Annotated in this window: 16 protein-coding genes and 1 tRNA gene; 11 read left to right on the top strand and 6 right to left on the bottom strand. The window is 68.5% G+C overall.

Annotated elements, in window-relative coordinates; translation table 11 throughout:
• Positions 1–104: 104 nt before the first annotated feature.
• The 5 genes from JSQ98_RS08640 to JSQ98_RS08620 are packed head-to-tail and all read right to left on the bottom strand — an operon-like array spanning position 105 to position 5319.
• Entirely contained in the window at positions 105–935 is an 831-nt protein-coding gene (locus JSQ98_RS08640) for an ABC transporter ATP-binding protein (RefSeq protein WP_090152463.1), read from the bottom strand.
• The gene (locus tag JSQ98_RS08635; RefSeq protein ID WP_211649254.1) at positions 932–1738 is read right to left on the bottom strand and encodes an ABC transporter ATP-binding protein; all 807 of its coding nucleotides are present in this window, start codon (positions 1736–1738) and stop codon (positions 932–934) included. The genes JSQ98_RS08640 and JSQ98_RS08635 overlap by 4 nt, the downstream gene beginning before the upstream one ends.
• Positions 1735–2616, bottom strand: a complete 882-nt coding sequence (locus tag JSQ98_RS08630; protein WP_211649252.1) for an ABC transporter permease — start codon at positions 2614–2616, stop codon at positions 1735–1737. Before JSQ98_RS08630 ends, JSQ98_RS08635 begins: the two co-directional genes overlap by 4 nt.
• Positions 2613–3698, bottom strand: a complete 1086-nt coding sequence (locus tag JSQ98_RS15400; protein ID WP_346728757.1) for an ABC transporter permease — start codon at positions 3696–3698, stop codon at positions 2613–2615. Before JSQ98_RS15400 ends, JSQ98_RS08630 begins: the two co-directional genes overlap by 4 nt.
• Positions 3699–3717: 19 nt before the next feature.
• Positions 3718–5319, bottom strand: a complete 1602-nt coding sequence (locus tag JSQ98_RS08620; RefSeq protein ID WP_211649249.1) for an ABC transporter substrate-binding protein — start codon at positions 5317–5319, stop codon at positions 3718–3720.
• 317 nt (positions 5320–5636) lie between these two features.
• On the opposite strand from JSQ98_RS08620, the gene JSQ98_RS08615 reads away from it, so the two are divergent.
• From JSQ98_RS08615 to pheA, 7 genes are all read left to right on the top strand, one after another.
• Positions 5637–6395 carry an IclR family transcriptional regulator gene (locus tag JSQ98_RS08615; RefSeq protein ID WP_090152449.1) on the top strand — a complete coding sequence of 253 codons (759 nt, stop codon included), beginning with the start codon at positions 5637–5639 and terminating at the stop codon, positions 6393–6395.
• Between the two features lie 26 nt (positions 6396–6421).
• A complete protein-coding gene (locus JSQ98_RS08610; RefSeq protein WP_211649247.1) occupies positions 6422–8137 on the top strand; it encodes a hypothetical protein in 1716 nt (571 codons plus the stop codon).
• Positions 8134–8862: a hypothetical protein gene (locus JSQ98_RS08605; RefSeq protein ID WP_211649245.1), complete on the top strand. Its 729-nt coding sequence runs from the start codon at positions 8134–8136 to the stop codon at positions 8860–8862. Before JSQ98_RS08610 ends, JSQ98_RS08605 begins: the two co-directional genes overlap by 4 nt.
• Positions 8859–9857 (top strand): dipeptidase, encoded by a 999-nt coding sequence (locus tag JSQ98_RS08600; RefSeq protein ID WP_211649243.1) that lies wholly within the window; start codon positions 8859–8861, stop codon positions 9855–9857. The genes JSQ98_RS08605 and JSQ98_RS08600 overlap by 4 nt, the downstream gene beginning before the upstream one ends.
• Positions 9854–10237: a Rid family hydrolase gene (locus JSQ98_RS08595; RefSeq protein ID WP_090152436.1), complete on the top strand. Its 384-nt coding sequence runs from the start codon at positions 9854–9856 to the stop codon at positions 10235–10237. Before JSQ98_RS08600 ends, JSQ98_RS08595 begins: the two co-directional genes overlap by 4 nt.
• Before the next feature lie 64 nt (positions 10238–10301).
• Positions 10302–11942, top strand: a complete 1641-nt coding sequence (gene pgm, locus JSQ98_RS08590; protein WP_211649241.1) for a phosphoglucomutase (alpha-D-glucose-1,6-bisphosphate-dependent) — start codon at positions 10302–10304, stop codon at positions 11940–11942.
• A gap of 19 nt (positions 11943–11961) precedes the next feature.
• The gene (gene pheA, locus JSQ98_RS08585; RefSeq protein WP_211649239.1) at positions 11962–12921 is read left to right on the top strand and encodes a prephenate dehydratase; all 960 of its coding nucleotides are present in this window, start codon (positions 11962–11964) and stop codon (positions 12919–12921) included.
• Positions 12922–12924: 3 nt separating this feature from the next.
• Here the strand turns inward: pheA and JSQ98_RS08580 are convergent, their stop codons facing one another.
• On the bottom strand, positions 12925–13923 hold the full coding sequence (locus JSQ98_RS08580; protein WP_211649237.1) for a diacylglycerol/lipid kinase family protein: 999 nt from the start codon (positions 13921–13923) through the stop codon (positions 12925–12927).
• Between the two features lie 58 nt (positions 13924–13981).
• Between JSQ98_RS08580 and serS the strand changes: the two genes are divergently transcribed.
• The 4 genes from serS to JSQ98_RS08560 all read left to right on the top strand — a co-directional run bounded on the left by serS (position 13982) and on the right by JSQ98_RS08560 (position 18251).
• On the top strand, positions 13982–15253 hold the full coding sequence (serS, locus tag JSQ98_RS08575; protein WP_211649235.1) for a serine--tRNA ligase: 1272 nt from the start codon (positions 13982–13984) through the stop codon (positions 15251–15253).
• A 4-nt stretch (positions 15254–15257) separates the two neighbouring features.
• Positions 15258–16130: an HAD family hydrolase gene (locus tag JSQ98_RS08570; RefSeq protein WP_211649234.1), complete on the top strand. Its 873-nt coding sequence runs from the start codon at positions 15258–15260 to the stop codon at positions 16128–16130.
• A gap of 56 nt (positions 16131–16186) precedes the next feature.
• Positions 16187–16277, top strand: a tRNA-Ser gene (locus tag JSQ98_RS08565).
• A 357-nt stretch (positions 16278–16634) separates the two neighbouring features.
• On the top strand, positions 16635–18251 hold the full coding sequence (locus JSQ98_RS08560; RefSeq protein ID WP_211649233.1) for a molybdopterin-dependent oxidoreductase: 1617 nt from the start codon (positions 16635–16637) through the stop codon (positions 18249–18251).
• Positions 18252–18271 lie beyond the last annotated feature (20 nt).

Here is an 18271-nt window from a genome sequence, read left to right as displayed (position 1 = left end):
CCTCAGCGTATCTCGCACGTGTGAACGTGCAGTTTCGCGCGCACGCCGCTCCGCTCCCGGCCCGCCCTCCCCGATGCCAAGAGGGAGTGCAGGATCGCCGAGCGCTACCCCTCGCGTCCGACGAGGGCCGGCACCGCGCCGAGCAGTTCCCGCGTGTACGGGTGCTCGGGGGCCGTCCACACGCGCTCCGTCGGCCCCTGCTCGACGAAGACGCCGGCGCGCATGACGGCGGTGCGATCGGCGATGGTCGCGACGACGGCGAGGTCGTGCGAGATGATGACCATTCCGATCTGCAGGTCGTCGACGAGGCGGCGCAGCAGGTCGCCGACGTGCTTCTGCGACGAGGCGTCGAGCGCTGAGATCGGCTCGTCTGCGACGATCACGTTCGGTTTGGCGAGCAGTGCTTTCGCGATGGCGATGCGCTGCCGCTGCCCTCCGGAGAGTGCGTGCGGGTAGCGGGTGCGCAGCGCCGGGTCGAGGCCGACGCGCTCGAGCACATCGGTGATGTCTGCGAGGCGTTCCTCCGCCGTACGACGCTCTCCGCGGGCACGCGCGGCGGAGTTCCACACCTCTTCGAGTTGCTGCGTGATGCGCCGACGCGGGTTCAGCGATGCGTACGGATCCTGGAACACCATCTGCAGCGGGACGAGTCGCGCGGGGCGCCGACGAATCGGGAGCGGCGTCACCGGTTCGCCCTTGAAGCGGATGCTGCCTCCTGAGAGCTTGTTGATGCCGACGAGGGCCCGTGCGAGTGAGGACTTGCCGCAGCCGCTCTCGCCCACGATGCCGACGATCTCGCCGGGGTGCACCTCGAGGTCGACACCGTGGACTGCGACGAAGCGTCCTTTGCCCTTGACCCGGTAGCTCACGACCGCGTCGGCGACCTCGATGAGTGGCTCCGTCGGCGGCTCTGCGAGCGGTGAGCGGTCGGTCATGAGAGTACCTCCTCGGGCAGGGGCCAGGGCACCTTCGGCACCGCGTCGAGCAGCACGCGGGTGTAGGGATGTTGCGGGGAGCGGAAGACCCGATCGGAGTCGCCGGATTCGACGATCTCGCCGGTGCGGAACACGTTCAGGCGGTCCGCGATCGTGCTCAGCATCGCGAGGTCGTGCGTGACGAAGATGATGCCCATGCCGGATTCGCGCCGCAGTTCGTTGAGCAGCGCGATGATGCCGGTGCGAATGTTCGCGTCGAGCGCCGTCGTCGGTTCGTCGGCGATGAGCAGCTTCGGGTCGCAGGCGAGTGCGATCGCGATGGAGACGCGCTGCTTCATGCCGCCCGAGAGCTGGTGCGGGTACTGGCCGAGCAGCCGCTTCGGTTCGCGCAGGTGGACGCGCTCCATCAGCTCGATCGCACGTGCTTCAGCTGCGGGCTTCGTGAGGCCGAGGTGCTGCCGCATGTGGTCTGTGAGCTGTTCGCCGAGTTTCAGCATGGGGTGCAGGCTCGATGACGGATCTTGGAGCACCATCGCGATCTCGGTGCCGCGGGTGCGCTCCCACTCGCGCTTCGACTGGGTGAGGAGCTCGCGGCCGTCGAAGCGGATCGAGCCGTCGGCGACGAGGCCGTCGGGGAGCAGGCCGAGCAGTGCGAGGCCGGTCAGGGTCTTGCCCGATCCGCTCTCGCCGACCACGCCGACGACTTCGCCGGCCTCGACGGTGAATGAGACTCCGTCGACGAGTGGCGCCCCGGCACCGCTGGCGCGCCTGACCGTGAGCTGGTCAACGTGCAGGAGAGTCATGATCCGGATCCGTTCTCGTTCAGGCGGGGTTCGATGTTGTCGCGAATCGCGTCGCCGATGATGTTGAACGCCAGCACGACCGTCACGATCGCGAGTCCTGGCGCTACGGCGAGCCACCATTGGTCGAAGTACTGCACGGCGCCCGAGATCATCGATCCCCATTCCGGGGTCGGCGGGACCGCTCCGAGTCCGAGGAATGAGAGACCGGCGAGGAAGAGGATCGCGGAGCCGATGTCGAGCATCGCCAGCACGAGCACGGAGCCGCTGACCGCCGGGAGCAGATCGACGATGATGGAGCGCAGGGGCCCGACCCCTGAGAGTCGGTTCGAGAGCACGAACTCGGACTCGCGCAGGGCGAGCACGATGGAGCGCACGGCCCGGGCGTACGCCGGCCACCAGCTGATCGCTGCGGCGATGACGGCGTTCTGCACGCTCGGCCCGAGCGCCGCTGCGATGGCCATCGCGAGTATGATTCCGGGGAACGCGAACACCAGGTCGGCGACGCGCATGAGGATCTCGTCGATCCATCCTCCGAAGAACCCCGCGATGAGGCCGATTGCGGTGCCGATCAGGGCGGCCGCCGCAACGATCATGAGACCGTTCGGAATCGAGGTGCGCGCCGCTGCGAGGGTTCGGCTGAAGTTGTCGCGCCCGAGTGCGTCGGTTCCGAGGAGCGCGGTCGCATCGGGCGGGGCGAGCGCTGGGCCCACCGTTGCCAGGGGATCGAAGGGCGTCAATGCGGGAATCAGGATCACGGCGAGCCAGGCGAGGAGCACCGCGCCCGCCGCGATCACGGAGGGCGTGCGGAGCCAGGCGGGCACTCGGCGTCGCGAGCGCTCTGGGGCGGCGATCATTGAGATGACATCGGTGCGGGTCATTGGAGTCGGATCCTCGGGTCGAAGGCCGACGCGAGCAGGTCGGCGATAAAGTTCACGGCGAGGAAGATCACGGCGATCACCACGGAGATTCCGGTGATGGCGGTGACGTCGAGGTTCGTCGCCGAGCGGTAGGCGTACTGGCCGAGCCCGCCCCAGGCGAAGATCTGCTCCACGTAGACGGTGGCGGCGAGGAGGAAGCCGAAGGAGAGCGCCGTGACGGTGATGATCGGGCTCGACGCGCTGCGCACGGCGTAGCGGATGAGTACGCGCCGCCCGGGCAGCCCCTTCACTCGGGCGGCTTTCACCGCGTCGGTGTTGAGCCCGTCGAGCACCGCGCTGCGGGTGAAGCGAAGCACCATGCCGAGGTTCGAGAGCGCGAGGATCGTCGCTGGCAGGATGAGGTGCGCCACGGCAGACGTCCACGCGGTCACGTCTCCTGCGAGGAGCGTGTCGATCGTCATGAACCCGGTCACGCGCGGTGGCGGCGTCGAGGCTGCGTCGAGTCGCCCGCTGCCGGGAAGCCAGCCGAGCTGGCGGAAGAAGAACGTCGAGCCGATGAGCGCGAGCCAGTAGGTCGGCAGACTGACGCCGATGAGCGACACGACGCGTGCGAGGTGATCCGGCCAGCGGTTGCGGGCGTATGCTGCGACGATGCCGAGCGAGACCCCGATGAGCACGGAGAGCACGGTTGCCCACAGCACGAGTTCGAGCGTTGCCGGTGCGTACTTGGCGAGGTCCGTCGCGATGGGCTGACCGGTCTGCTGCGAAATTCCGAGGTCGCCTTGGAAGAGCCCGCCGAGGTAGCGCAGGTACTGTTCCCAGATCGGGAGGTCGAGTCCGAATTTCGCTCGGAACGCGGCCACCGCCTCGGGGTTGGAGAGCGCCTGCTGGCTGAGGTTGGCCGTCTCGGGCCGGAGCGGCACCAGCACGCCGAGCCCGAAGGAGACGAGCGTGATGCCGAACAGGGTGACGAGGGAGGTGCCGAGGCGGCGGAGCACGAAGCGGAAGTACCCGCCGCCGCCGCCCGTCGCCGGGGCGGGCGTCTGAACGTCCGCCCCGGTCTCGGAAAGGGTGTGAGTCACGATGCGTATCCCCGCGCGCCTAGTCGATCTGCGACAGGTTGATCGCCGCGAGCGGGTCGTGGCTCACGTGCTCGACGCTGTTCGAGGCGACGAGGAAGAAGGACGGTTCGAGCAGGAAGGCGAACGGCGCCTCCTCGTTCATCGAGGCGTTCCACTCGGTGAAGGCGGCCTCCCGGTCATCGCCCGTGGCGACGCGCGCCGCCTCGGCGAGCTCGGCTGTTTCAGGGGCGGCGTCCGCCGGCCAGTGCACGCGCTCTCCGATGAGGCCGCCCGGAGCGAAGACGAGCTCGTCGGAGGCGTCGGCGGTGTCCGGCGGCCATGACCACAGCGCCATCTCCGTCTCCCCGTCGACGTATCGCTGCAGCGAGGTGGAGGTCGGCGTCGGGTTCAGCGTCACCGTGAGGCCGATGGCCTCGAGCTGCGTCTGCAGGCCCTGGGCGAGGATGTTGTAGTCGATTCCCGCGAGACGCGTGTAGTCGTTCGCGTAGTCGAGCGAGATCTCGGTGCCGGTCTTGCCTGCATCGGCGAGGAGCTTCTTCGCGGCATCGGGATCCGACTTCGGCCCTTCACCCTCGGGCAGGGCTCCGATCATCATGGATGGGATGATCCCCGTCGCCTCTTTCGCGCCGGCCCCCACGAGTGTGCGGAGTGCTTCGTAGTCGATGCCGGTCTTGATGGCTTCGACGACGTCGGGATCCGCGGTGGCCGCGCCCTCCTTCTGCGAGAGGGCGAGGTAGAGCACCTCTGGCGAAGACGACGACTGCACCTGCAGTGCGTCCGATTCCATGCCCTCGGCGATGCGCCCGGGGATGTCGAGGGCGATCTGGCTGTCCCCGCCTTCGAGGTTCGCCTTCTGCTGCTGGGCGTTGTTGACGTTCCGGATCACGATGCGGTCGTAGGCCGGCGCCTCGCCCCAGTAGTCCTCGTTCTTCACGAGTACGATCTGCGCATTCGTGTCGTAGCTCTCGAGCGCATAGGGCCCGCTTCCGGCGCCGTTGCCGGGCTGCGTGAAGAACTGGCCTGCCGTGTCGGTGTCCGCCGCGTCTTCGGCATCGGTGCCGCCCGCGGCGCGCACTGCTTCGTCGTCCACGATGGCGAGGGGCGGGGCGGTGAGGGTGTGCTCGATGTAGGGAGCCGGGTTCTCCGTGGTGATCTGCACGGTCCGCTCGTCGACCTCGGTGACCGTGATGCCCTCCATCCGGTAGGCCGGGCTGGCTGCGAGGTGCTTGAGGCGGTTCAGCGAGAAGACGACGTCGGCTGCGGTCACCGGGTTGCCGTTCGCGAAGGTCGCGTCCTCGCGCAGAGTGACGGTGAACTCGGTCGCCGCGTCGTTGCCCGTGATGGACTCGGCGAGCAGCGGCTCGGGTTCTGCGACGTTGTCGATGTAGGTGAAGAGCGTCTGGTAGATGCCGCTTCCCGTGATCGCGTCGGTGACCTGGAAGATGGTGGCCGGATCGATCGATTGGGCGGTGAACGCCTGGTCGATCACGAGCGTTCCGGACTTCTCCGTCGAAGCGCCTCCGCTGTCTTGCGCGCTGCTCGAGCAGCCGGTGACGGCGAGCGCTCCGGTCAGCAGGAGGGCGCATGCCCCCACTGCTTTTCGCATTGGCTTCGATGCCATGACGCGATTCCTTTCGGTGTCGGGGTTGCCTCGAGCTGCACCGATTCGTCGGGAGGGCTTGTCAGACCTCGTCGTCCAAACTAGTGTCAACTATATCGTGACAGCTGCTTCCATTTTACGAAGCAGTGAGAGCGATATTACCGGTCGTGACCGCGCCGTCAAGAGGCGATTTTCCTCGGAGTCGCTCGCCTCGTGCGAAACAGACACGTTCACGTCGGCAAAATATTCGGGTTGACGAACCGACGATGTCTGGCTAGTTTCGTGTCATTCAATGCGCGGCTCTGTCAACTATGTAATGACAGACGAATGGAGAAAACATGTCTGAGATCGTTCCGGGGACGAGCGGCACCGCGCCGCTCACCTCGAATCTCAAGATGCTGCGCCTGCTCGAGGAGATCGCGAAGACGAGTGCGCCGTTCGGCGTCTCCGAGATCGCGCGGCGCGTCGGCGGGTCGCGATCGATGGTGCACCGCCAACTGGTGACCCTGGTGGCGGCAGGGTGGCTGCAGACCGACTCCCAGGGCGCGTATTCGCTGACATTCGCACCGGTGCGCGTCGCCCAGGCCGCACTGCGGCACGCCAGCGTCGACCAGCGCATCGCAGAGGAGCTCACCCGACTCGCGAGCGAACTCGGCGAGGGCACGTCGCTCGGCACGCTCGACGGCGACTCGGTCACCATCGTCGGCCGCGGCCTGCCCCCGCGCAACGTGCACGTGTCGCTGGAGCACGGTCAGCGCTTCGGCATCGCGGGCAGCGCGCTCGGATCCGTGCTCGCCAGCTACCTGCCGGACGACGATCTGGATCGTCTGCGCCGGGCGAAGGTCGAGCTGCCCACCCCTGCCGAGTGCGCCAAAGTGCGCGGCGCCGGATACGCCATGCTCGTCGACGACGAATTCGATCCGATCGAGATCGTCGCCGTTCCGGTCGGTCGCACCTCAGGGCGCGTGCGATTCGCGCTCTCGGCGCACTGGCCGCACGGCCGTACCAAACCCGATCACGTGATTTCCACCCTCGAAGCGGGGGCGCGAGCGATCGAAGACCTGACCGTGCAGAGCGCGGGAATCCTGCTCACCTGACTCACCCACATCACGAAGGAGTGCCGATGTCCACTACGCCCCCGATCGTCGAGGTCCCTCGCCGGATTCTCGATCCCGATCTGCTGCTGCAGCCATCCCGGCTGCAGTCGCTGCCCGCGAGTCGAATCTCGGCGGGGCGTAGTCTGCTGGAGAAGATGCAGCGCGAATCGTGGACCTTCGAACTCGTGCACCTCGACATCGACGAGCGCGCAGACGGCGAGGCGCTCTACCGCGTGCACGCCGGCGGCGGGAAGATCTTCGACTTCGTGATCTTCAGCTTCGAGCCGACGCTCGACGGCCGCACCGGTCGCATCACCGGTCAGAATTGGGACATGATGGGCGCGCTCATCGAGGGGCCGACCACTCCTGAAGACCGCGCGCACACCCGCGCCGAACTGCCGAAGCTCTACGCGGGACGGGCCGTGCCCGGCACGCTGACCTGGGCGCGATCGAACCGGAGCTTCCGCGCCTTCGATCACGCGGTCCAGGCGCTGTCAGAGGGGCGGCAGCCCGACACCCGGGCGCTCTGGGAGGTCGGGTACCTGATGCGGAACACCGGCCTGGACGGCAACGGCACCTTCCTCACGCGGTCGTTCCTCACACTGGAGCACGACCATCCCCTGCGATTGCCGCTGCACGCGCAGCTGCTCTCCGCGTTCATCATGCGCGAGTTCGCCTCCGATCTCGTCGAGACGATGGCGAAGCACCGCAACGCGCAGGCGGTCGTGCTCGACCGCGAGGTGCGTCGCATGATCGGCATCGGCAACGGATCGGCGCTCGGGCTGCTGTTCTTCGTGAACACGCACCCCATGCTCGTCGGCACGTGGCTGGAGCAGCGGCAGACGCTCCTCGCCGAGGCCACGCAGCTGCCGCTGCCGCGGGGCGCCGACGCGACCGAGCAGTACCGGGAGCTGCTGCAGCGAGCGGCGGAGTTCACCCGGGTCGATCCCTACGTCTACGCGCGCTTCGATGACCCGCACCGAGTCTCGGAGCAGCTGGAGCAGGCGATCGACGTGCTCGACGAGCTCCTCGCGCGAGGCGCGACGACCGGCGCCGAGCTGCTCACCCGTCTCGACGGCGTGATCCGGGACGAAGCGTGGGAGCTGGTCGCTGCGAACCTCCTCGAACTACTCCCGTACGAGCGCATCGTGGAAGCGATCGAGGGCGGGATCCGCTCCGAGCAGTTCGTCGCTGAGGCGGATATGCCCCTGATCGAGCTGCGCGCGATCATCGACCGGGATTACTCCTGGGCATTGGAAGTCGACATGGAGGCTCCAGGCGCGCGGCAGTTCGTCTGGTACAAGTCGGCTGACGCGGAGGAGCCGCGGCGGGGGCCGGCCACTGAGGTCGATGGAGGCCGCAACTGGGCTCTGGATCTGCCGGGCGACGTGCAGGCGCTCGATGCCGCACTGCGGGCATCCAGCGGCGAGAAGGTCGGCGAGCTGCTGCGCGAGCACCCTGAGCTGCGCGCCACCGTGGAGCGCATCCAGTCGCTGCGCGATTTCCGCTATCACTCGCCGCACATGAACATGCTGGGCGACGACTTCGTGCCGGTCTCGATCGTCCGCTTCATGAATTCTGCGGTGCACGGCCTGCTGCGCACCGTCGACGAGGGCGATGACCGCAACGTGCTCGGTCTCATCTATCTCGGTGCCCCCACTGCGGCCGACCTGAACGAGGGGCTCGAACTCGAGACCCGCTACCCCCAGATGCCCGTGACCACGATCGGAGCTGCACGATGACCACCGAGATGCTGGCCTCCGCCCGAGAGATGCGCCACATGGTGGGGCGCTACCTGCACGCCCGATCCTGCCCAGGGTACGCGGTCAACGCCATCCGCGATGCCATCATGGCCGCTCAAGCCGAAGGGGTCGACGCGGTCTCCGAGATGGAGCGGGTGCGCGACCACTACGACGGCGCGCGCACGAGTTTCGACGTGAGCCGCGACGGCGACACCGTCGTGCTCGACGGGCACGGCACGCCCGCGATCCTGCTCGCTCCGGCGCTCGTCGACGAGCTGTCCCTCGCGGTCGTCGACGGCGCGGCGCGCGTCGAGGTCGTCAACACCCCTGGGGTCGGGATCGCCGCAGCTCTCGGCGACTACGCCGCTGTGCGCGGTGTGGCATTCGGCATCGAGCCCGAGGCGGGCGGCGAGGGCGCCGGAACGGACCGCGCGATCCTCACCCCGACCCGGACCTCGCGGACTCCGGTGCGACCGGCCGAATCTGCAGCAGGGCCCGCGATGCGCCGAATTCTGCTCGAGGGCTACGTCATGGACGCCGATCAGTTCTGGCGGCTCTTCCACGAGTCCAACGAGGCCCTCACTCCTGACTCAGAGGTGTCTCGACGCCATGCGGGATCGCAGCTGTACGACGAGGACGGCAACCTCCTCGGCGAGGTCAGCGAGGAGACGTACCTGCACCTGCGCCGCGGCGAGGACGATGCGGAGCGGGCGGTGCTCGCATGAGCGGAGCTCCGGTGATCGACGGGTTGCAGTGCGGCCGCTACGACCGAGATGTGCTCGAACAACTGCGGGACGGCGGGGTGCGGGCGGTGACGATCACCGCCTCGTTCTGGGAGGACGCGCTCGAGACGATGGATGCGCTCACCGGGTGGAACGACGTCGTGCGCGAGCACGGCGACGTCGCGCTCATCGCTCGGAGCGGCGCCGATATCGATGAGGCGGTCGCGTCGGATCGGGTCGCGATCGTGCTCGGCACGCAGAACGCATCGCTCTTCAACGAGCGCATCGGCTTCATCGAGCACTTCTGGAACCTCGGCGTGCGCGTCGTGCAGCTGACGTACAACATCCAGAACGCGATCGGATCGTCGTGCTACGAACCGGTGGATACCGGGCTCTCGCGCTTCGGGCACGAGGTCGTGGGTGAGATGAACCGGGTCGGCATGGTCGTCGACCTGTCGCACGTCGGCGAGCGCACCTCGCTCGAGGCGATCGAGGCATCGGAGCGGCCGGTCGCGATCAATCACGCGAACGCGCGCTCGATCTACGATCACGCGCGCAACAAGGGGGACGACGTGCTCCGGGCGCTGGTCGCCCGTGGCGGCGTGCTGGGCGTGTGCACGTACAACAACATCGCGGGGGAGTACGCGGCGACGCTCGACGGTTCGGCGGAGCTGATCGCGAAGCACGTCGAGCTGCTCGGCGTCGATCACGTCGCCTACGGGTCCGACCTCGATCCGAACGCCCCCGAGAACAACCTGGCCTGGATGCGCAACGGGCGTTGGAGTCGCAAGGTGCAGCACGGCGCATCCCGGCCCGACATCGCCCCACCGCCGGCGGCGTGGATCGACAACTTCGATTTCCACAAGTTCGGGGAGGTGCGCGATCGCCTCGTCGAGCGCGGCCTGCTCACCGCTGAAGAAGCCGGGCAGGTGTTCTTCGGCAACTGGAAGCGGCTCTACGACGACGGATTCGCGCCGGCGGCCGGAGCACTCGCGTGAGCGCGGGCGTGCGGCGCGTCCCGGCCGAGTCGAACGGTGCGCTCTCGTCGAGCGTCACCGTGATCGGGGATACGGCGTACACGACCGTCATCCCTCTCGACGCGTCGGGGGAGCTCGTCGAGGGGATCACCGCTCAGTCGGAGGCCGTGATCGACGCGCTCGAAGCCGACCTCGGCGAAGTCGGAGCCGGGCTGGCCGACATCGCGCACCTGACCATCTACCTGCGCGATCTGGCCGAGAACCGGGCGGCGTTCAACGATGTGTACGCCCGGCGGTTCGGCTCCCGAGTGCCGGTGCGCTGCGCCGTGGGCGTGGCGGAGCTCGCCAGGCCGACCATGCTGGTCGAGCTCACCGCCGTCGCTGCAGTGCCGCGGGTCTGATACTGCGGGGCGGGCGCGCGTCAAGCCCGCCCCGCGCCAGCCGGGCGCCTGGCACACTGGAAGCATGCACGAACGAGCCGGCACGCCCGCCCGCCCCGAAGACCTGATCGACGTCGACGCGCTGCTCGCGGCGTATACGGAGATCGTCCCTGATCCCGCGAACCCGGCGCAGCGCGTCGTGTTCGGGACGTCCGGTCATCGCGGCTCGGCGCTCGCCGCCTCCTTCAACGAGGCGCACATCGCTGCGATCAGCGCGGCGATCGCGGAGTACCGAGCCGAGCAGGGCATCGACGGTCCGCTGTTCATCGGCGCAGACACCCACGCGCTCTCGGCGCCCGCCCAGCGCACCGCGATCGAGGTGCTGCTCGCGGCCGGCGTGCGCGTGATCGCCGCCGCGGGCGACGGCGACGCGGCATTCGTGCCGACACCAGCGCTGAGCCATGCGATCCTGCGCCACAACCGCGGTCGCGACGCCGATGACGCCGGACGAGCCGACGGCATCGTGGTCACCCCCAGCCACAACCCGCCGAGCGACGGCGGGTTCAAATACAACCCGCCCCACGGCGGCCCGGCGGACAGCGACGCGACCGGTTGGATCGCAGCTCGGGCGAACGAGTTGCTCGAGGCCGGCGCCGACATCGCGCGCGCGGACGCGGGAGCGGTCGCCGCCGTCGAGCGGTACGACTTCGTGAACGCCTACGTCGACACCCTCGGCGAGGCGATCGACCTCGACGCGATCCGCGCCGCGAAGGTGCCGCTCGCCGTGCACCCGCTGGGCGGGGCGAGCGTGGCCTACTGGGCGGCGATCCGCGATCGACTCGGCATCGAGCTCACCGTGCTCGGCCCGGGCGTCGACCAGCAGTGGGGCTTCATGCATCTCGACTGGGACGGCAAGATCCGCATGGATCCGTCGTCGGCCCACGTCATGTCGACGGTCGACGAGCACCGCGGCCCGTTCGCCATCATCGCGGGCAACGATGCGGATGCCGACCGTCACGGCATCGTCACGAGCGACGGCTTGATGAATCCCAACCACTACCTCGCCGTCGCCATCGACTACCTGCTCGGGCACCGCCCCGGCTGGTCTGCCGAGGCGGGCATCGGCAAGACGCTCGTCTCCTCCGGCATCATCGATCGCGTCGTCGCCGCCCAGGGCCGCGACCTGCTCGAGGTTCCGGTCGGCTTCAAATGGTTCGTGCCGGGGCTCGCCGACGGGAGCGTCGTCTTCGGCGGCGAGGAGAGTGCTGGCGCCTCATTCCTCTGCTTCGACGGCAGCGCGTGGAGCACCGACAAAGACGGCATCCTGCTCGCACTGCTCGCCGCCGAGATCCAGGCGGTGACGGGGCAGTCCCCGTCAGAGCGCTACCGAGAACTCACTGCGCAGTTCGGCGAACCGGCCTACGCGCGCGTCGACGCGGCGGCGTCTCCCGAGCAGAAGGCCCGGCTCGGTGCGCTGTCGCCCGACGACGTCACCGACACTGAGCTCGCGGGGGATCGCATCACGGCGATCCTCACCGAGGCTCCCGGCAACGGTGCGTCGATCGGGGGGCTCAAAGTGCAGACGGAGCACGCGTGGTTCGCCGCCCGACCCTCCGGCACCGAGGACGTCATGAAGATCTACGCGGAGTCCTTCCGCGGCGCCGAGCATCTCGCGGAGGTGCAGGCAGCCGCGCAGGCGCTGGTCGGGCGCGTGCTCTCCGACTGACGCCGGTACGCTAAGAGGCATGTCGCACGCCTCAGCAGCCCCCCGCCGGTACTCCTACCTGGGGCCGGCTGGAACGTTCACCGAGGCGGCGCTGCGGCAGGTGCCGGAGGCCGAGGGGCAGGTCTGGAACCCGGTCGACAACCTCGGCGAGGCGCTGAACGATGTCGTCACGGGCGCCAGCGACGCGGCGATGATCGCCATCGAGAACTCGATCGACGGCGGAGTCACCGTCGCGCAGGATGCGCTCGCCACGATCCCCGGCCTCCGCATCATCGGCGAATACCTCGTGCCGGTGCGCTTCGTGCTCGTGGCGAGGCCGGGAACCGCGCTCTCCGACGTCAGCGTCGTCGCCGGGCACCCGGTCGCGTACGCGCAGTGCCGCGCATGGCTCGACGGAGCGGCGCCCACGCATCGCCACCTGGTGGCGACGTCGAACGTGCAGGCCGCCGCCGACCTCTTCGACCCGACGAAAGGCGTCGACGCCGCGATCGCGCCGCCCGGCATCGAGGCGCATTACGACGTCGAGGTGCTCGCGGAGGGCATCGCCGAGAACCCCGACGCGGTGACGCGCTTCGTACTCGTGAGCCGCAGCGTGCCGGTGGGGGACCCCACCGGAGCCGACAAGACGTCGCTCATGGTGGAACTGCCGGAGGATCGGCCGGGCGCTCTGCTCGATCTGCTCGAGCAGTTCGCAGCGCGCGGCGTGAACCTCACGCTGCTCGCATCGCGTCCGATCGGGGATCGCATGGGCCGGTACCGCTTCGTGATCGACGCTGAGGGGCACGTCAAGGATGAGCGCGTCGCCGACGCGCTGCTCGGCGTGAAGCGCTTCAGCCCGAAGGTCTCGTTCTTGGGTTCGTACCCGCGCGCCGACCGGGTAGCGGCGACCATCCGCGACCTGCACGACGACGACACGTTCCGGGATGCGCGGGATTGGCTGCGCGGCGTGATCGAGGGCACGCGCGACGGCGAGGCGTGACGCCTACGCGCGCGCCTGCCACTCGGGCAGCACGCGCACGATGAGCGATCCCGGGTCCACCTCGCCGCTCACGGTGAGCGCGAACCCGAAATCGTCGCCGTCGAGCTGCACGGGCTCCGGCTTCGCCACCGCGAGCGCATAGCGTTCGGCGCGCATGTACGAGACGCTCCGCGTGTCGCGCACGAGATCGATGATCTTCCGCCCCGTGCGCGAGCGGCGCAGCACCCCGTTCTCCCATCCGATCTTGCGCCAGATGCGCAACCACGAGAACGCGCCGAGCGGGTGGAGGGCGACGACGTCGAGCTTGCCGTCGTCGAGCTGGGCGTCGGGGATCAGCAGCACGCCTCCCGGCATCAACCCGCAGTTGCCGATCATCACCGTGTAGACCGACAACGGCCGCACCGGCGAACGGTCGATGGAGTAGTGGATCTGCAGCGGTCGGTCGGAGATCATGGTGCGCACGCCGGCGTCGACGTAGGCCAGCCACCCGAGCCGCTTCTTCAACGTTGACTTCGTCGCCGAGATGGCCCGCGCGTCGAGGCCCATCCCGGCGAGCACGAGGAAGACGTGCTCGCTCTCCGACTCGTCCTCTCGCACGATGCGCACGATGCCGAGGTCGATCGGTCGGTTGCGCCCGGTGAACGCGGCACGCACGACATCGTCGAGGCGATTCAGCGGGGCGCCGAGATTCCTCGCGAGCAGGTTGCCCGTGCCCTGCGGGACGACGGCGACCGGAACCCCGCTGCCCCTGAGCGCCTCGGCCACTGCCCGAATCGTTCCGTCGCCGCCGCTCGCGAGCACGACATTCGCGCCGTCGTCGACCGCGCGGCGAGCCGCCGAGACGCCCGCATCCTCCGCGCTGGTCTCGTACCACCGGGCTGCACCCCACCCGGAGGCCTGCTCCTGCTGCGCGACGGCCGCTCGCAGTGCCGAGAGGTCGGTCTTGAACGGCTGATACACGACCGCCGCCCACGGAATGTGGTGCGAGCGGGTATCTGGCATGCGTCCAGCGTAACGGCGGGCAGCAGTTCTGATGCTGGGCGCGGGTAAGCTGGAGCGCGTGATCGATCCAGTCCTCCTCCGCAACGATCCCGAAGCCGTGAAGCGCTCGCAGCGCGCTCGAGGAAACGACGAGGCGGTGGTAGATGAGGCGCTCGCCGCCGACGCGAGTCGCCGAGCCGCGCTCGGAGAGTTCGAGACGCTGCGCGCCGAGCAGAACGAGTTCGGCAAGCGCGTGAAGGCGGCCTCGAAAGACGAGAAGCCAGCACTGATTCAGCAGGCCCAGCAGCTCGCCGCTTCGGTCAAGGCGGCCGACGCCCGCGCGAAGGCGGCGGAAGCCGAATTCGACGCGATCTCGCTGCGCATCGAGAACCTGGTCATCGACGGCGTGCCGGCGGGCGGCGAGGAGAACTTCGTCACGCTGCGCGAGGTGGGCGAGCAGCCGACCTTCGACTTCGCACCGCGTGACCACCTCGAACTGGGCGAGATGCTCGGGGCGATCGACATGGAGCGCGGCGCCAAGGTGTCGGGCGCGCGCTTCTACTTCTTGCGCGGCGTCGGCGCACGGCTCGAACTGGCGCTCATGAACATGGCCCTCGATCGCGCCCTGCAGCACGGATTCACGCCGCTCATCACCCCGACGCTGGTCAAGCCCGAGATCATGCAGGGCACCGGATTCCTGGGGGAGCACGCGGACGAGGTGTACCACCTTCCCGCGCAGGATCTGTACCTCACCGGCACCAGCGAGGTTGCACTGGCCGGCTACCACTCCGACGAGATCATCGACGTCTCTGCCAGCCCGATCCGCTACGCCGGGTGGTCGACGTGCTACCGCAGCGAGGCCGGTTCGCACGGCAAGGATACGCGCGGGATCCTGCGCGTGCATCAGTTCAACAAGCTGGAGATGTTCGTCTACGCCGACCCCGCAGAGGCGGAAGCTGAGCATGATCGGCTCGTGGGCTGGCAGGAGGAGATCCTCCAGGCACTCGGCCTGCACTACCGCGTGATCGACGTCGCCGCAGGTGATCTCGGCTCGAGCGCTGCGCGCAAGTTCGACATCGAGGCCTGGGTGCCGACGCAAGACGCGTACCGGGAGCTCACCTCGACGAGCAACTGCACCACGTACCAGTCGCGCCGGCTGTCGACCCGCTACCGCACGGAAAGCGGCAAGACCGCTGCGGTGGCGACGCTGAACGGTACGCTCGCCACCACGCGATGGATCGTCGCGATCCTCGAAACGCACCAGCAGGCCGACGGCAGCGTCATCGTGCCGGAGGCGCTCCGCCCGTACCTCGGCGGACTCGACGTGCTCACACCGATCGCGGGGGTGTGAGCCGATGAGTGCCGCGCCTCGCATCTCCGCCGATGAACGGCACCTCATCGCGCTCGACATCGACGGGACCGTGCTCAACCACGGGTTCGGCGCGGGCGCTGGGGACGATTCCGCCGGCGGCCACATCGACCCCGACCTGGCCGACGCGATCCTCGCCCTCCATGAGATGGGGCATGAGGTCGTCATCGCGACCGGGCGCTCGGTCGACGCGACGCTGCCCATCGTGGAGCGGCTCGGGATCCGCCCCGAGTGGGTGGTCTCGGCGAACGGCGCGGTGACGCTGCGTCGCGACCCGCTCGCCCACCGGGCGTACCGACGCGAGTTCGTCGAAGCCTTCGACCCGAGCGATGCCCTGCGGAAGATCCGCACGCAGCTCGTGACGGCGCGTTTCGCGGTGGAACTCGCAGACGGCGGATTCCTGTACACCGACGACATCCCCACGGGCACGCTGCCGTCGCGACAGCGGCGGGTGCCGTTCGAGCAGCTGCTCGGCGTGCAGGCGTCGCGCGTCGTCGTCGTCTCGCCCGACCATCGGCTCGAGGAGTTCCTCGACGTCGTGAACACGCTCGGGCTGACGCACGTGTCGTACGCGGTCGGCAGCACGTCGTGGCTCGACATCGCCCCCCACGGGGTCACCAAGGCGAGCGCGCTCGAGGTCGTCGCCTCGCACCTGGGGATCGACGGATCGCGCGTCTTCGCTGCGGGTGACGGGCGCAACGACATCGAGATGCTGCAGTGGGCGGCGAAGCGCGGTGACGCGGTCGCCATGGGCCAGGCCGTCGACGATGTGCGGGCAGTCGCCAGTCGCGTCACCGGCACGATCGACGAGGTCGGTCTGCTCACCGCGCTGCGCGATCGCTTCCCCGTGATCCGATAGCTCGCGGCGCGCTTCGCCGTCATTCGGGCCGCGCCCCGTTTGCTAAGCTCGTTCGCGGAGGGTTGTCCGAGCGGCCGAAGGAACTTGTCTTGAAAACAAGCACTGGGTAACCCCCAGTCAGGGGTTCAAATCCCCTACCCTCCGCCACCAGTGAATCCCCCCGACCGAGTTCCGGTCGGGGGGATTCTCGCTTCAGGGACTACTCCGCGATGGCGGCGTCCAAGGCGTCGAAAAAGTGGTCTGGGATGCTCACGAAGAGGGCATCAGATGGTCGACGTCGTTGGGTACGCGCGGGTATCGGCTCGTGAGCAGCATCTGGAGTCCGAGCGACATCCGACGCTGAGAACGTGCCGTCACGGCGAGGGTGTACCGCGCAGCGTCCCCTCTCGCCTGGTCGGTGGGTTCTTGGAACAACGTGCGCGGCGGAAATTCCATCCGTTGCGTGCTCGGCGACGAACACACTATGCAGGGCAAAAATGATCTGCCGATCGAGAGGCGACGACGATGGCGAAATCGACCGCACCAACGACCAAGTCGAAGAACCGCCGCGGGGTCTGGGCCCTTTGGAGCGCGCTCGCCGGCATTGTGAGCGCTGCGGCGTTCCTCGCCGTCGCCGAACTCGTCACTCTGCTCGTCGCCCCTGAGAGCAGCCCGATCCTCGCGGTCGGGTCGTTCGTGATCGACATCGTGCCGCAACCCATCAAAGAGTTCGCAATCGCGACCTTCGGCGAAGCCGACAAGGTCGTTCTGCTCTGCAGTCTCGGCCTGGCGGTCGCCGTCGCCGCCGCGATCGGCGGCATCCTGCAGTTCTTCGCGCGCCCGTTCGGGCTCGTCGTCCTCGTCATCGCCGGAGCGCTCTCGACTGCCGCGACCGTTACCCGTTCCGGTGCATCGGTGCTCGCCGCCGCCCCGCCGGTCCTGGGAACCTTAGTCGGCTGCGCCGTGCTCATCCTGCTCATTACCCGGCTGCGCGTGTGGTCGGGTGACGTTGTCGCGGGTTCCGCGGCTCGGACCGGGCCGCCTGACGCCGAGACACCCGCAGCACGCGAGGTCGGCCGCCGGTCGTTCTTGATCGTCACTGGCGCTGTGGGCCTGTCGGCCGTGGTTGTCGGGATCGGGGCTCGCCTGCTCAACGCCACGAGCGCCTCCATTGACGCCGCCCGCCGCGAGTTGCGGCTGCCCGAGCCGCGGACGATCGTCACGATCCCTCAAGGTGCCGAGTTCGAGGTTGATGGTCTGTCACCGCTCATCACCCCCAACGCCGACTTCTACCGCGTCGACACGGCTTTGACGGTGCCCGCGGTCGATCCCACCACATGGCGGCTCGTGATCGACGGGATGGTTCGAGAGCGGGTGGAGCTGAGTTTCGATGACCTCGTCGGCATGGGGCTCGACGAGTATTCGGTCACGCTTACGTGCGTCTCGAACGAGGTCGGCGGCGGGCTCGTCGGCAACGCGATCTGGCAGGGCGTCCCCATCCGCGACATCCTGAAGATGGCCGGGCCTCAAGCAGGAGCCGACATGGTGCTCTCGCGCAGCGTCGACGGCTACACGGCATCCACCCCACTCGAATCGCTCACCGACGACGGGCTCGACGCGATCTTCGCTGTCGCGATGAACGGTGAGCCGCTGCCCCTTGAGCACGGCTTCCCCGTGCGCATGGTCGTGCCCGGCCTGTACGGCTACGTCTCGGCGACCAAGTGGGTCACCGAGCTGAAAGTCACGACGTTCGACGCCGACGAGGCGTACTGGACACCTCGCGGATACGCCGCGCAAGCGCCCATCAAGTTCGCCTCGCGCATCGATACGCCTCGTTCCGGAAAGCCGGTCGTGGCGGGCACAGTCGCCGTTGCGGGCGTCGCGTGGGCCCAGACCGTCGGCATCGATCGCGTCGAGGTGCGAATCGACGACGGCGGCTGGCAGTCCGCCACCCTCTCGAATCCCATCAACTCCGACACGTGGGTGCAGTGGATGATGCCGTGGGAGGCCACCGCCGGAACCCATTACGTCGAGGTGCGGGCCATCAACAAGAACGGCGAGACCCAGACCGAGGAGCGCGCGCCGATTGCCCCCGACGGGTCGAGCGGTTGGCAGCGGGTACTCGTGACGGTCAGCGCCTGACGGTCACCTCCTCACCGTCA

This window comes from Leucobacter manosquensis, from assembly GCF_018304845.1.
Taxonomy (GTDB): Bacteria; Actinomycetota; Actinomycetes; order Actinomycetales; family Microbacteriaceae; genus Leucobacter; species Leucobacter alluvii.
This window is presented reverse-complemented; position numbering and strand designations above follow the sequence as displayed.